Raw genomic sequence first — 13,913 nt, 5'->3', positions numbered from 1 at the left:
CCCCTCGGTTCAGACCATGCTTTCGGGCCGTACCACGCGGTCGAACGTCGCCTCGTCCACCAGCCCCAGATCGAGCGCTGCCTCCTTCAGGGTCAGCCCGTCCGCATGGGCATGCTTGGCGATCTTGGCGGCATTGTCGTAGCCGATCTCGGGCGCCAGCGCGGTCACCAGCATCAGCGATCGTTCCACCAGTTCGGCGATCCGGCGGCGGTTGGGCTCGATCCCGTCCACGCAGCGCTCGGCAAAGCTGACCATGCCGATCGCCAGCAGACTGATCGAGCGGATCACGGCAGAGCCGATCAGCGGCTTGAACACATTGAGTTCGAACGCGCCCTGCAGGCCGCCCACGGTCGCCGCCTGATGGTTGCCGATCACTTGCGCGGCCACCATCGTCAGCATCTCGCACTGGGTGGGGTTGACCTTGCCGGGCATGATCGAGCTGCCGGGCTCGTTTGCGGGCAAGTCCAGCTCGCCAAGGCCGGAGCGCGGGCCGGAACCGAGCAGGCGGATGTCGTTGGCGATCTTGGTCAGCGCCACCGCCAGCGTGGAAAGCGTGCCCGAAAGCTGCACCAGCGCATCGTTGCTGGCCAGCGCTTCGAACGTGTTGGGCGCGGGCACGAAGGCAAGTCCGGTCTGCGTGGCGAGGTCCGCCGCCACGTCCACCGCAAAGCCCTCCGGCGCGTTGAGCCCGGTGCCGACGGCGGTGCCGCCTTGCGCCAGCCGCAGCACGCCTTGTTCGGCATGGACCAGCCGCTCCCGCGCATCGCGCAATTGCTGGACGTAGCCGGAAAACTCCTGCCCCAGCGTCAGCGGCGTCGCGTCCTGCAAGTGGGTGCGGCCGATCTTGACGATCTCGGTCCAGGCCTTGGCCTTGGCGTCCAGCGACTGGGTCAGCCGCTCCAGCGCGGGCAGCAGCGCCCGTTCCACTTCGACCGCCGCCGCCACGTGGAGCGCGGTGGGAAAGCTGTCGTTGGAGGATTGGCCGCGATTGACGTGATCGTTGGGGTGGACCGGGCTCTTGCCGCCGCGCTTGCCCGAAAGCAGCTCGTTGGCGCGGCCGGCGATCACCTCGTTGACGTTCATGTTGCTCTGGGTGCCCGATCCGGTCTGCCAGATGACGAGCGGGAACTGATCGTCCAGCGTGCCCGAAATCACTTCGGCAGCAGCAGCCTCGATGGCTTCGGCAAGGCTTGCGTCGAGCCCGTGCTTCGCATTCACCCGCGCCGCGGCCAGCTTCACGCGGGCAAGGGCATGGACGATGGCAATGGGCATCCGCTCGGTCGGCCCGAAGGGGAAATTGTGCAGGCTGCGCTCGGTCTGCGCGCCCCAGTAGGCGCTGGCGGGAACGTCGATTTCGCCGATCGAGTCCGATTCGCGACGGAATTCCATGAGGACAGCCTCCTTTATCGCCGCGCCCGAGCCCGTGTGGGAGGGGGAGAGGGGAAGGGCGCGCGGGAGTAACCTAAGTATCGGAACGGGCAGGCGCAACGCCTCTCGCACAAGGTCCTGCACGTGCCTGTCACGCCCATTTGAATCGCGCCCGCGATGATTGAAGCCGCTCCCGCCGCGATGGCCAAGGCGCCGTCCGCCGGGCAGGTCCACTTTCAACAAGCATCCAGCAATCGGAGCATACGGGTCGTGAGAAGGATTTCGGGCGGGTTCCGCCCCGGCGTGGCTGCCGCAGCCGTCGCCGCGATGGCATTCGTGAACAGCATTCCGGCCATGGCACAGGACACAGCGACGGACGGCGCGGAGCAGGCCGCTTCTCCGCCGCCAGCTACCCCGCCAGCAGCGCCTCAAGCAGGCACCCCCGGCTACGGCATCGCCGATTTCATGCGCACGTTCGCCGGGGTGGGCATCATCGGCGAGATGAACTCGTCCGAGACGTACGGCGCCGTCCAGCAGCGCATCGGCCAATACACCGCCCACGACGCGCAGGCCGCTCAGTATGGCGACGATCTCAACGAAGTGCGTGACAATGCCACGTCCTACGTCGTGCCTGCGCATGTCACCTTCGAACTGCCGGGCGACGGCAACACGCTGCTGAAGGTCGGCGGCGCGGCGATCTACGCGCGTGGCAACGAAAGCGCGCCCACCGATCAGGACAGCGACGGCTACAATTTCCTGGCCGAAGTGCTGCGCCGCATCTCGCCCAATCAGGCCATCGGCGTGGGCTTCGCCACCGAGGTTACCGATGTGGACCTGAAGGACAGCGGCGGCCACATCGACAGCCGGGGCACCGGCGTGCGGCTCGATTACGTCAACCGTCTCAGCCCCACCACGGGCCTTGCCGTGCGAGCCATCGTGCTGGACGGCCGCGATGTGACCACGATGCCAGCTAGTACCGAGACACGGCAGAAATGGCGCCGCTACTTCACCGAAGCCAAGCTGATGAAGACGCTGGACCACCGCGCCGCCAGCTTCGTGCCCGATGGCTGGTTCCTGCGCCCGGCGGTGGAGGCGGTCTATCAGGCCTCACGCGGGTACGGTGCGAATCCCGCGACAGACGAGAACTACGGCTTCGTCGAAGGCAGCGTACGGCTTGAGAAGCAGGAATTCCGCAACTGGCACTTCGCGCCTTATGTGGAGGGCGGGCTGATCCGGGAGTTCGTGCAGGACATCAGTCCCAGGGGCACGGATGCCGGCAACGATCCCATGGTGTTCTACAGCAAGATAGGCGGCTCCACCCGGCTGGGCGGGCATGGCCGGCTAGACCTCTATTACGCGCGGCGGGATGGGGCCAAGGGGATCTACAACCAGCAGACGATCAACCTGCTGATCTCGATCGATCTTTGAGCGGCATGGCTACTGCGTAAGCAGCAGCATCTCGCGAAGTGCGGGGTCGAGCAGGAGATGCACGGCCCCATGCCCCACCAGTGCCGACAGGAAGCCATGCCGCCAGTAGAGCAGGCCCCACACGCAGCCCACCAGCCAGTACCGCAGGGTGCCGTACAGCGGGTAATGCGAAACCGGGATCCATGCGTTGAACATCTGCACGCCGCCAATGATGAGCAGAACGCCCCAAGGCGGCAGACGCTTGCGGGTGAGGGCGGTTGCCAGCACGACCAGCGCCGTCATCACCAGCAGGCGGTACTGGATCTCCTCGATCATCGACCCGGTGGCGGAAAACAGCATGCGCGGCAGCAGGGGCGTGGTGAACAGCGCCTCGTAGCCGGCGGGCAGCGATCTGCGGAACAGCAGGCCGTCGAGGATCAGCACGAAGACGGTGACGCCGACCACGCAGCCCAGCGTCGCCAGCAGCGCCGCCTTGCGGTCCTTCGGGAAAAGCCGCAGGCCGGTCCGGTCCAGTATCGTCTCGATCATCGCCTTGCCCGCCTACCCGCGAAGTCTTGAAATATCGTGATGTTGCGCGGGCGCAGCCGATGCACCGGACCTCGATTTCGCGCCGTCCCCGATAGATTGCGCGCGGCGGCGTGGCCCTGCCGACGGACCTTCGCTAGCGTGCCGGCAATGACCGGGAAAGGAAGCGAAATGAAAGCGAAGCTCTGGGGCGCGGCCCTGTGCGGCATAATGGGCTGGGCGCTGGCCGGATGCGCCACCGTGTCCGCGCCCGAAGCGCCGCGCCAGACGCTGGCCTATGTCGGTACGCAGGGCAGCGGGCCGGGGCAGGGCATTGTCGGCGTGCGGCTCGATCCGCAGACCGGCGCGCTCGCTTCGCTGGGTGTGGTGGGGCAGATGGAGCGGCCCACCTGGGTTCTGGCCGATCCCGCCCGCCATCGCCTTTTCGCCGTGAGCGAAACCGGCAATGACGGCGTGACCCACGGCACCGTGACCGGCTTCGCCTACGATCCCAAGACCGGCGCGCTGACCCCTAAAGGCCGAGCGGACTCGGGCGGTGGCGGGCCGACGCATTTGGCGCTCTCGGCAGACGGACGCACGCTGTTCGTCGCCAATTACGGCACCGGACAAGTCTCCGCGATCCCGGTCGCCGCGCTGCTGGCAGCGGGGGACGGCAAGCCGGCGGCTCAGCCTGCCAGCGTCGATACTCATCAGGGTTCCGGCCCGCACAAGCGGCAGAAGGGCCCGCACGCGCATGGCGTGACGCTCGATCCCTCAGGCCGCTGGGTGCTCTCGCCCGATCTCGGCGCGGACAAGGTTTTCATCTACCGCTTCGATGCCGCCAAGGGCACGCTTGCGCCCGCGCGCGAACCGTTCGTGACGCTGCCGCCCGCTTCGGGCCCGCGCCATATCGTCTTCGCGCCGGACGGCCGCCATGCCTTCCTGATCACCGAGATGGGCGGTTCGATCGTCAGCTTCGCGTGGGACGCCCGGCAGGGCAAGCTGACCCCGCTGACGACCACCCAACTCGATCCCGCCGACTTCGCGGGCACGCGCAGCGGTTCCGAAATCGCCGTCTCGCAGGATGGACGTTTTCTCTATACGGGCAATCGCGCGGCCAACCGCATCCAGATCTATGCCGTGCGGCAGGACGGCGGTCTGACCCCGGTGGACGCAGTCGATTGCGGCGGCCAAGTGCCCTGGGGCTTGTCGCTCTCGCGCGATGGCAAGTGGTTGGTGGTGGCCAATCAGGGCGGGGCGCAGTCGTCGGGCCATCTCGCCGTCTTCGCGGTGGACCGTGCCAGCGGAAGGCTGACCGCCACGGGCAGCGGGCTTGACGTTGCCAAGCCGACCTCCATCTCATTCACGGAATGACGATCCCCGAGGAAATCCATGGCTGACAACGACTTTCGCCCCGTTCTCTACCTGAAGGCGACATGCCCGCACTGCCTCAAACTGCGGATATTCCTGCTGGAAGCGGATCTGCTGGACCGGTTCGAGCAGCGCATCTTCACGGCGGGGGATGAGAACGAGGCGGCGATCCGCGCCGAACTCGCCCCGCATTTCGAGAAAGTGACTTTCCCGACAGTGCAGTACGCGCCGGGCAAGTACATGAACGATTCCGATGCGATCATCGCCCACTATGCCGACGTGGAAACGATCGACCGGGCGCACCTGCCGATCTTCGGGACTTATGCGGGCAGTGTCTTGCCGAACTACATGGCGGCGCGGAAGGAGTTGCGGGAGTTGAAGGAGTAGGGGGCGGTTCGATAGTCCGCCTAAGGCGCAGGAAAACCCATCGCCCCAAATCCTCGTCATCCCCGCGAAGGCGGGGATCCCGCTTCTTCCTTCAAGGCCGCGATTAGCGCGACGGTGACCCGCGCGGGGCATATCAGTCCGACACGATCTCTCTGCGCCTCTGCCTCTCCACCTGAACCAAGAAAAGCGGGCCCCCCGCCTTCGCGGGGGCGACGGGCGTTAGGGCGAAAGTGCGGCTTTGGTTTGGCCTAAACGAACCTAAACCTTCACCCCGCTCCAGATCGCCCAGCCGACCAGCCATGCCACCACCACGCAGGCGATGAACCGCCATGCCGGTGCGCGGACCAGCCCCGGCGTGCCGGCAGGAAGCACGCGCTTGCCGGTGACCATCGGTGCGATCAGGTTGTCGCGCTTGACCAGACGGTACCAGAGCACCGCGCCGATATGCGCCGCGATCAGCGCCAGGATCAGGTAGAACACGATCCCGTGCAGATCGGTCGCCCGGTCCGCGGTGGTGAACGAGACGAGGTGGTTGAGCGGCCCGGTCACGCCGTCGTCCTCGTCTCCTGAAAACAGACCCAGCGTTACTTGTAGGCTCATCAGGCCCAGCAGCAGGATCACGCTCCAGCCGCCGGCCGGATTGTGCCCGGCACTTGGTCCGGCCCTGCCGCGAAAGTAATCCAGCACCGCACCGGGGCCGCGCACGAAGGAGGCGAAGCGGGCGGTCGATCCGCCGACGAAGCCCCAGAGAATACGGATCACCAGCAGTTGCAGCAGCACCGTGCCGATCTGCATGTGCAGGGCCATCTTGCCGTTTTCCGCCGTCCACCACAGAGCCGGGATCAGCACCACGAAAGCCCAGTGGATGAAGCGGACGGGAAGATCCCAGAGCGGGGTGCGGACCTTATCCGCACCCTCTGCCGATGGGCTCACTTGTCCTTCTTTCGGAACTGCTCGTGGCAGCCCTTGCAGGCGCCGCCGATGTCGCCCATCGCCTTGGTGGTGGCGGCAAGGTCCTTGGCGTCGGCGGCGGTCTTCAACTCGTCGGCGGCGCTGGCCAGCTTGGCGGCGGCGGCCTTGAACTCGCCGCTCTTTTCCCAGATCGCGGGCAGGGCTTCGGTCTTGGAACTGGCGTCCGGGCCGGTGCCTTCGGGGAAGAAGCCGACGATCTTGCCGGCATCGTCCTTGATCGATGCGGCGGCGGAGGCGGCGGTGGTGAAGTCCGGCGGGGTGCTTTCCAGCGCGGCCTTGGCCACCTTGTTAGACTTGCCGATGTCCTTGAAGTTCGCCTTGCGCTCCTTGACGATCGTGCCGACGTCCACGGCGGCATCCGATGCGTCGGTGGAACTGTCGGGCGCGGTCTGCGGGCCCTTGCAGCCGGCAACGGCAAACAGCGCGGCGGCAGCAATGGTCGTGGTCAGGGCGAGTGTCTTGGCCATGGTCGCAACTCCTTGTCGGGCGGGATGCTTATGAATCCCTTGAAGCCCTGATAACGCGGAATGTTGCGTTGCGGCGAATAGATTCTGAAATCGTTGGGAAAATGGCGAGTGAAGGCGCTGGGCGGCGATCACGCCATCCGCTCAGGCCTTGCCCGAATCCTTGTCATTGCGAGCGTAGCGAAGCAATCCAGAGCGGCGTGGGACTGCCCTGGATTGCTTCGCTACGCTCGCAATGACGAAGGAGGGATGGGGACGGGGACGGGTTTCGTGGTCGGCTTTCCCGACGCGCCGACGCAGCGAATACGGCTCAGCGCCGCATCGTTCGTCAGCCCGCGAAAACGACGCCGTCCATCAGCTTTCGCGCCGTGCGAAGGAGGGCGGCGCTCACAACGGCGCCGCCCTCGTCCACTTCGAGGACACAGGACATTTCTCCGGTCGGATGTTCGACCGATAGCGTCTTGCGGCGACCCTCGGGGCTTATGGCGACTTCGGCGGCGGGCGAGCCTTCGATCAGGCAGGCCGTCGCCACCGAGACTGCGCCCAGCACGCCGATGGTGGCGTGGGCGCGGTGGGGAATGAAACTGCGCACGGTCACCGCGCCGCCATGCTTGGGCGGGGCGACCAGCATCATCTTGGGGACCGACTTGTCCTTGACGTCGCCCAGGTTCATCCGCTCGCCCACGGCAAGGCGGATGGCCTCGATCTTCGCCTTCAGCTCGGTATTGGCGTCCAGGCTTTCGCGGTCTTCGTAGCCTGTGATGCCGACATCTTCGGCCTTCATCACGACGCAGGGCATGCCGTTGTCGATCAGCGTCACGCGCACGCCGTTCACTTCGTCCACGGCATTGCCGGTGGGAAGCAGCGCGCCGCAGGAGGAGCCGGCGGTGTCGCGGAATTCCAGCGGGATCGGCGCGTGGCTGCCGGGCACGCCGTCGATCTTGGCGTCACCCTTGTACGTCACCTTACCGCCCGGCGTCTGCACGGTGGCGACGGCGACCTGGCCGGTGTTCTCCATGAAGATGGCAACGTTGGTTTCGTCGCCCTTGGGCTCGATCAGCCCGCGCTCGATGGCGAAGGGGCCGATGCCGGCAAGGATGTTGCCGCAGTTCTGCTGATCGCTGACGAGCGCCTGATCGACGAAGACCTGCAGGAACAGGTAATCGACATCGATCCCCTCGCGCGCAGACTTGCTGACGACCGCAACTTTGCTGGTCAGCGGATCGGCGCCGCCCATGCCGTCGATCTGGCGCGGATCGGGCGATCCCATGATGGAAAGCAAAAAGGCATCGCGCGCGGCCGGATCGGCGGGGAGATCGGACTTGAGGAAGTAGCCGCCTTTCGAAGTGCCGCCGCGCATCCACATGCAGGCCACACCCTCGATAACGCGTACTTCACTCATGGCGAACTCCCGGCAAGATCGATTCGAAGAGGGGCACATGCCCTGAGGGACGCGCGAAGGGGAAGCCGGTTGCCGTGCGCGGCGATTGGTTCTGGCTAATCGTGGCGGTGGCTGGGAGCGGGAAGCGTGTCGGAAAATCGCGCAAATCGACCGTAAAACCCGGAAATATGAGCGGCTTGGTCGTCATAGCATCGATGGTTCGCGCCTGCCCTGCATCGATGCGCAGTCTTGTCCGCGCAGGCACAAGGCATCGCGAAGACTTTTGCGAAATCCCTGTTCGCCACCTGAACTGCCCGCTGCGTAACATCGAAGTAGAGCCGAAATGGCGAAGGGCCGGTCTTGTCGTAATTGTCGTGAAACCGTCCGCGAACTGCCATCGAACTTGCGCCAGATTGCCATGTTTTCCCCCTAGCAATCGCCCCGCGACTGAAAGACCTGCAATACTAGGGGCACATCCATGACACATGACCTGCCGGCCAACGGCTATACCGACGGCGACGTCGATACCAATTCCACTTCCGTCACCTCGCTCGAAGAACTGGCCGACCAGCGCTATTCGCGCCGTCAGGCGCTGTTTCGCGGCGCCGGCGCCACGACCATGGCCTTCATGGGCACCGCGCTGCTGGCGGCCTGCGGCGACGATGACGACAACGCCAGTTCGTTAACGATTTCCGCCGGGGCCAATGCGGCCACCAGCTCGGGCCGCGTGGTCACGCTGACGGGCACACCGGCCAGCGGCACCAGCGGTATCGCGTCGACGGCGTGGGCGCAGAATTCGGGCACCGCCGTCACGCTGACGGGCACGGGATCGACCGTCAGCTTCATCGCGCCGGCCGTCAGCGCCGCCACCGATCTGGTGTTCACGTTCGCCGTGGTCGAAACCGGCGGCCATTCGCAGACCGCCCAGACCACCGTGCGCGTATCGCCCAATACGCTGGGCTTTACCGCCGTGCCGCACAGCCTTGCCGACGTGGTGGCGGTGCCCACGGGCTATTCGGTCACTGTCATGACCCGCCTGGGCGACCCGCTCTCCGCCGCCACGCCCGCCTATGCCAACAATGGCACCGATACCGACTTCGCCCACCGCATCGGCGACCATGGCGACGCGCTGCACTTCTTCGGCCTTTCCACCGCCGGCGCGCGCGACGATACCAGCTCCACGCGCGGGTTGATGGTGCAGAACCATGAGAACCTGAACGTGCAGTACCTCCATCCCAACGGCCCCACCAACGTCTCCACCGGCCCGCGTCCGGCGGATGAAGCGCTGAAGGAGATCGAGGCGCACGGCGTTTCGGTGTCGGAATATCAGGACGCCGGCAGCCGCAAGTGGGCCTATGTCCGGAACAGCGCCTACAACCGCCGCATCACCCCAAACACGCCGATGGCGTTCAACGGTCCGGCGGCCGGTTCGGCCCTGCTGTTCACTGCCTATTCGCCCACCGGCAAGACCGGGCGCGGCACCATCAACAACTGCGCCAACGGCATTACCCCCTGGGCGACGAACCTGACGTGCGAGGAAAACTGGGCCGGCTACTTCCGCCGGGACGCGGCCGACGATGCCAAGCGCACCGTGCGCGAGATGACCGCGATCAGCCGCTACGGCGTCACCAGCCGTACCGGCAACTTCGCCTGGTCCACTGCGAACAGCACGGATTCGATCTACACCAAGTGGAACGCGACGATCACCGGCGCCACCGCGGCGGACGACTATCGCAACGAACCCAACCAGTATGGCTGGGTGGTCGAGATCGACCCCTACGATCCGGCATCGACCCCGCGCAAGCGTACCGCACTGGGCCGCATGGGCCATGAAGGCGCTTTCGTGCGCGCCGTCGCCGGGCAGAAGCTGGGCGTCTACATGGGTGACGATTCCCGCCGCGAATACCTCTACAAGTTCGTGTCGAGCACCACTTACGCCGCCGCCGACGCCGCCAGCACCAGCCGCCTGGCCATGGGCGACAAGTATCTGGACGCCGGTACGCTCTATGTTGCCAAGTTCAATGCCGATGGCAGCGGCCAATGGCTGCCGCTGGTGTTCGGATCGGTGCCGAACCGTGCGGCCAGCGGCTCTACGCCGGCCTATGTCTTCGCCGATCAGGCCGACATCCTCGTCAACACCCGCCTTGCTGCCGATGCCGTGGGTGCAACGCCGATGGACCGTCCGGAATGGACCGCCGGCAACCCGGTGAACGGCGAAATCTACCTGACGCTCACCAACAACAACGCCGCCGGTCGCCCGCTGAACGGTACCGATGCCGCCAACCCGCGCCACTACAACGATCCCAAGGGCACGGCGAACACCGCGCAGTACGGCAATCCCAACGGCCACATCATCCGCCTGCGCGAAGATGGCGACACCACCGCCGCCACGACGTTCAAGTGGGACATCTACCTGTTCGGCGCCGATGCCGCAGATGCCGATCCCGCCAACGTCAACATTTCGGGCCTGACGGCCGACAACGACTTCTCCAGCCCGGACGGTTGCTACTTCTCGCGCGACACCAACCCGGCGGGGCAGATCAATCCGGTGCTCTGGGTGGAGACGGACGACGGCGCGCTGACCGACCGCACCAACTGCATGCTGCTGGCCGCGCTGCCGGGCAAAGTGGGTGACGGCGGCGCCAAGACGATCACCAACAAGGACTCGACCGGCGCCACCGCCACGCAGGCGACCATTGCCGGCAAGGCGGCGACGGCGGCCACGCTGCGCCGCTTCCTGGTCGGCCCGGTCCAGTGCGAGATCACTGGCATCGACATGACGCCGGATGGCCGCACGCTGTTCGTGGGCATCCAGCACCCGGGTGAGGAAGGCGCGGTGACCGCCCCGTCCAGCCACTGGCCCGACAGCCAGACCGGCACCGCGGCGGCCACCGTGCGTCCGCGTTCGGCCATCGTGGCGATCACCAAGGACGATGGCGGCGTGATCGGCCTCTGACCGATCGGCTCAAAGCATGAAGGGGGGAGGGGGCCTTGCGTCTCCTCCCTTTCGTTTTGCCCGTCCGGATCGATCCCGCAGGAGGGAATCGGGGTCGATTCGACGCCGCTCCGAAACGGCTCGCGGCGGGTCTGCAGAGCGTAATTTGAGGGTTCATTGCGGCTCTGTGACAGCTTGTGAACGCCGTTCACGCAGCACACTTCGCTTCGGTTCGTCGCACGGCCCGCCCGCATAGACGGCGCAAAGACCCCTGCTGCGGGGACTGTTCATGTACGCGCAAGCTAAAGCTGAACACGCAGGAAATCGATCCGGATGCAGCAACCATTTTCCGCTCTTCCGGACACCGAAATTGGAGGGGGTTCCGATCGCACACACGCCACCGTCGGCGTGCCGGTCGGACGAGAAGCCGCGATCGGCGCGGGCCCACCTGTGTGAAGGAGCAGCCAATGAAAAACATCTCGAAAAGCCCCAAAGCCCTTCTGCTGCTTGCCGCGCTGGCCGGCACCGCTTCTGCCAGCGTTTCCGCGCAGCAGCAGGACGGCCTGGAAGGCAGCGTTACGGCAGACGCCTCCAGCCAGCAGCCGGTCGACACGGCCGGCATGACCAAGGGGCCCAAGGTCGAAGGCATCATCTCCGCCCGCAGCGGCGACCGGGTCCAGGTTACCAGCGCCAACGGCAACAAGACCATCGTCACCCTTACCAATGCCACCAAGATCAAGTCCAGCGGCGGCTTCCTCGGCATGAACAGCAACAAGCTGGCGGCAAACCAGCTTCTCAACGGTCTGCCGGTTTCGATCGACACCTTGCAGGGCGGCGGCGCGCTGGTGGCCAGCTCGATCGACCTGAAGAACAAGGACATGAAGGTCGCCTCCATGATCCACAACGGCACGGATCAGCGCTTCGCGTCGAACGAGGCGGCGACCGAGGCACTGCGCGGCCGCATGGCCGACATCGACAAGTACAACATCAAGGGCACGACCAACGTGAACTTTGACACAGGCAAGTACGATCTTTCGCCCGAAGCGAAGCAGAACCTCTGCTCGGCGGCGACTTCGGCCGATGGCATGGATAATGCCCTTCTGCTGGTGGTCGGCTACACCGACTCCGTCGGCAGCGACGATTACAACCAGACGCTCAGCGAAAAGCGCGCCACCCGCGTGGTGAACTACCTCCAGCAGGTTTGTCACTGGAAGCCCTATCGCATGTTGACCCCCACCGGCATGGCCAAGGCCGACCCGCTGGCGGACAACACCACCGAAGAAGGCAAGGCGCAGAACCGCCGCGTTGCCGTGAACATCATGGTCAGCAAGGCCGTGGACGGCTTCTGATCGGCGTACTCCGACAGAAAACGGGCGGGCTCCGAGCAATTCGGGGCCCGCTTTTTTTATGTTCGGCACGGATACGCCAAAGGCCAAGCGCGTGCGCGATAGCGGGCACTTGCACGCTGACGCTCTGCGGCTAAACATCGGCCCGAACATCCGGGGGGATGGGGGACGCTGCGTGCGCTCCCTCGGGGGAAACGAATGTACGCCAGGCTGCAATCGCGTTCGGTGCTCGCAGGACTGCTGCCGCTTGGCGCGCTGGCGGCCACTTTCGCGCTGACGCTGGCCTTGCGGCTGCGGCAGGAACCGGCGCCGCTGGGTTTCGACGAATATGCCTCGCTCTATTTCTCCGGCCGATCCTTCGCGGAACTGTGGGGGCCGTGGATGCTGCGGGAGACGAACCCGCCGCTGTTCTACACACTGCTGAAGCTGTGGCGCATGGCGGTGCCGGACAGCCAGCCGGCGCTGCGCCTGCTGCCGCTGCTGCTGTCTCTGACGCAGATCGGGCTGGTCGCGCGCCTTGCCGGACGGCGCTGGGGCTGGGCGGCGGCGGCGATGGCGGTGCTGCTTTTCGCGCTGTCGCCCTCCGACATCTATCAGTCCGAATATCTGCGCGGCTATGTGCTGGCGAAGCTGGCGGTGACGGTCTCGTTCATCGGCCTGCTGGCGGCTTTGGAGGAGGAGGGGCCGCATCCGCTGCGGGGCTGGGCGCTCTATGCCGGGGGCGCGGTGGTGGCGATCTACAGCCATACGACGATGCTGCTCTGGCCGCCGGTCGCAATGCTGGCGGTGCTGGCGGAAGCGGCCTTGCGCCGGGGCGTCGGGCGCGGCGCGCTGGTACGGCTGTTCGCGGCGAACCTTGCGGTTGCGCTCCTGTCCGGCTGGGCGCTGTGGATCGCGGCGGCACAGGTCCACGCCGCCTCCGCCAATATCGCCTGGATAGAGCGGCTGTCGTTCGACGACTGGCTCTCCAGCGTGAACCTGCAATTGCTGCTGGATGGCGAGATCGGTTCGGGGCTGATGGCGGCGCTGATGGCGGTGGGCGTCATCCGCACCTTCCGCGACCGTGCGACGCGGTTGGCGCTGTTCATCGTCCTTGGCGCGTTGATGGCGTTCAAGGTGGCGGACCGGATCCATCCGATCATCTCCGACTACACCTTGCACTGGTGCGCCAGCTTCACCGTCCTGCTCGCTGCTGCCGCGCTGGCGGGGAGGGGTAAGATCCTCGGTACCACGGCGCGCGGCGCGACGCTGGCGGTGATGGCGGCGGTGGGGCTCTACGAACTGGTCACGCTCGTCTGGATACCCGAGCCGCAGGACTGGCGCCGCACCGTGCAGACGGTCGCGCAGACACCCCATGCGGCGTTGCTGGTCTCGCACGAATCGGTGGGGCTGGTGGTCCAGCAGGCCTGCATGCTGGAATTCCGGCGCGGCGGCTGCCCGTTCCCGCTGGTGGTCATGGCCAGCCGCGCCCCGACCGACGCCTGGGCCTTCGGCGGCTATCGCGGCCGCATCACCCCGGTCCGGCAAGTCCGTGCCGCGCTGCTGCCGGCGCGCCGGGTCTATGCCTTCAGCCGCTATGTCTACACCCCGCTGCCTCCGCTGGGCCTGGACGAGAACCGCTACCGCCGCGTCGAGTGGGACGATGGCGAACTGATCGGCCCGATCCCGGCGGCGGATTTCCGGAAGCACGCCTGACGGCGCTGGCGCTGGACGCACCGAGAGGGCATGATCCGCGCATCGCTTTGCTTGCTGCGGGG

Annotated in this window: 11 protein-coding genes; 6 read left to right on the top strand and 5 right to left on the bottom strand. The window is 66.1% G+C overall.

Annotated features, from left to right (window positions below; all coding sequences use genetic code 11):
• Positions 1–9: 9 nt before the first annotated feature.
• Positions 10–1,389: a class II fumarate hydratase gene (fumC, locus tag ACZ1JV_RS22960; RefSeq protein WP_465150656.1), complete on the bottom strand. Its 1,380-nt coding sequence runs from the start codon at positions 1,387–1,389 to the stop codon at positions 10–12.
• Positions 1,390–1,638: 249 nt separating this feature from the next.
• Between fumC and ACZ1JV_RS22955 the strand changes: the two genes are divergently transcribed.
• On the top strand, positions 1,639–2,796 hold the full coding sequence (locus ACZ1JV_RS22955) for a hypothetical protein (protein ID WP_465150655.1): 1,158 nt from the start codon (positions 1,639–1,641) through the stop codon (positions 2,794–2,796).
• A gap of 9 nt (positions 2,797–2,805) precedes the next feature.
• Here ACZ1JV_RS22955 and ACZ1JV_RS22950 read toward each other — a convergent pair whose 3' ends face one another.
• Complete coding sequence (locus tag ACZ1JV_RS22950) at positions 2,806–3,324, bottom strand: hypothetical protein (RefSeq protein WP_465150654.1); 519 nt, start codon at positions 3,322–3,324, stop codon at positions 2,806–2,808.
• A 168-nt stretch (positions 3,325–3,492) separates the two neighbouring features.
• On the opposite strand from ACZ1JV_RS22950, the gene ACZ1JV_RS22945 reads away from it, so the two are divergent.
• Positions 3,493–4,674, top strand: a complete 1,182-nt coding sequence (locus ACZ1JV_RS22945; protein WP_465150653.1) for a lactonase family protein — start codon at positions 3,493–3,495, stop codon at positions 4,672–4,674.
• Between the two features lie 18 nt (positions 4,675–4,692).
• The gene (locus tag ACZ1JV_RS22940) at positions 4,693–5,058 is read left to right on the top strand and encodes a glutathione S-transferase N-terminal domain-containing protein (protein WP_465150652.1); all 366 of its coding nucleotides are present in this window, start codon (positions 4,693–4,695) and stop codon (positions 5,056–5,058) included.
• Between the two features lie 258 nt (positions 5,059–5,316).
• On the opposite strand, the gene ACZ1JV_RS22935 is transcribed toward ACZ1JV_RS22940, so the two are convergent.
• From ACZ1JV_RS22935 to ACZ1JV_RS22925, 3 genes are all read right to left on the bottom strand, one after another.
• The gene (locus tag ACZ1JV_RS22935; protein ID WP_465150651.1) at positions 5,317–5,991 is read right to left on the bottom strand and encodes a cytochrome b/b6 domain-containing protein; all 675 of its coding nucleotides are present in this window, start codon (positions 5,989–5,991) and stop codon (positions 5,317–5,319) included.
• Complete coding sequence (locus tag ACZ1JV_RS22930) at positions 5,988–6,497, bottom strand: c-type cytochrome (RefSeq protein ID WP_465135961.1); 510 nt, start codon at positions 6,495–6,497, stop codon at positions 5,988–5,990. The genes ACZ1JV_RS22935 and ACZ1JV_RS22930 overlap by 4 nt, the downstream gene beginning before the upstream one ends.
• A gap of 325 nt (positions 6,498–6,822) precedes the next feature.
• Complete coding sequence (locus tag ACZ1JV_RS22925) at positions 6,823–7,896, bottom strand: 4-oxalomesaconate tautomerase (protein ID WP_465150650.1); 1,074 nt, start codon at positions 7,894–7,896, stop codon at positions 6,823–6,825.
• A gap of 457 nt (positions 7,897–8,353) precedes the next feature.
• On the opposite strand from ACZ1JV_RS22925, the gene ACZ1JV_RS22920 reads away from it, so the two are divergent.
• From ACZ1JV_RS22920 to ACZ1JV_RS22910, 3 genes are all read left to right on the top strand, one after another.
• Positions 8,354–10,831 (top strand): PhoX family protein, encoded by a 2,478-nt coding sequence (locus ACZ1JV_RS22920; RefSeq protein ID WP_465150649.1) that lies wholly within the window; start codon positions 8,354–8,356, stop codon positions 10,829–10,831.
• 446 nt (positions 10,832–11,277) lie between these two features.
• Positions 11,278–12,159 (top strand): OmpA family protein, encoded by an 882-nt coding sequence (locus ACZ1JV_RS22915; protein ID WP_465150648.1) that lies wholly within the window; start codon positions 11,278–11,280, stop codon positions 12,157–12,159.
• A gap of 195 nt (positions 12,160–12,354) precedes the next feature.
• The gene (locus ACZ1JV_RS22910; RefSeq protein WP_465150647.1) at positions 12,355–13,851 is read left to right on the top strand and encodes a hypothetical protein; all 1,497 of its coding nucleotides are present in this window, start codon (positions 12,355–12,357) and stop codon (positions 13,849–13,851) included.
• Positions 13,852–13,913: the final 62 nt, after the last annotated feature.

Source organism: Novosphingobium sp. BL-S-19 (assembly GCF_055521675.1).
Note: the sequence above shows the minus strand (reverse complement) of the source record. Positions and strands in the feature narration are given on the sequence as shown.

Bases quoted from the DNA above. Each gene is read 5' to 3' on its own strand.
- ACZ1JV_RS22920 (WP_465150649.1), top strand. From the start codon at position 8,354: ATGACACATGACCTGCCGGCCAACGGCTATACCGACGGCGACGTCGAT.
- ACZ1JV_RS22910 (WP_465150647.1), top strand. From the start codon at position 12,355: ATGTACGCCAGGCTGCAATCGCGTTCGGTGCTCGCAGGACTGCTGCCG.
- ACZ1JV_RS22945 (WP_465150653.1), top strand. From the start codon at position 3,493: ATGAAAGCGAAGCTCTGGGGCGCGGCCCTGTGCGGCATAATGGGCTGG.
- ACZ1JV_RS22925 (WP_465150650.1), bottom strand. From the start codon at position 7,896: ATGAGTGAAGTACGCGTTATCGAGGGTGTGGCCTGCATGTGGATGCGC.
- ACZ1JV_RS22930 (WP_465135961.1), bottom strand. From the start codon at position 6,497: ATGGCCAAGACACTCGCCCTGACCACGACCATTGCTGCCGCCGCGCTG.
- ACZ1JV_RS22940 (WP_465150652.1), top strand. From the start codon at position 4,693: ATGGCTGACAACGACTTTCGCCCCGTTCTCTACCTGAAGGCGACATGC.
- ACZ1JV_RS22915 (WP_465150648.1), top strand. From the start codon at position 11,278: ATGAAAAACATCTCGAAAAGCCCCAAAGCCCTTCTGCTGCTTGCCGCG.
- fumC (WP_465150656.1), bottom strand. From the start codon at position 1,389: ATGGAATTCCGTCGCGAATCGGACTCGATCGGCGAAATCGACGTTCCC.
- ACZ1JV_RS22950 (WP_465150654.1), bottom strand. From the start codon at position 3,324: ATGATCGAGACGATACTGGACCGGACCGGCCTGCGGCTTTTCCCGAAG.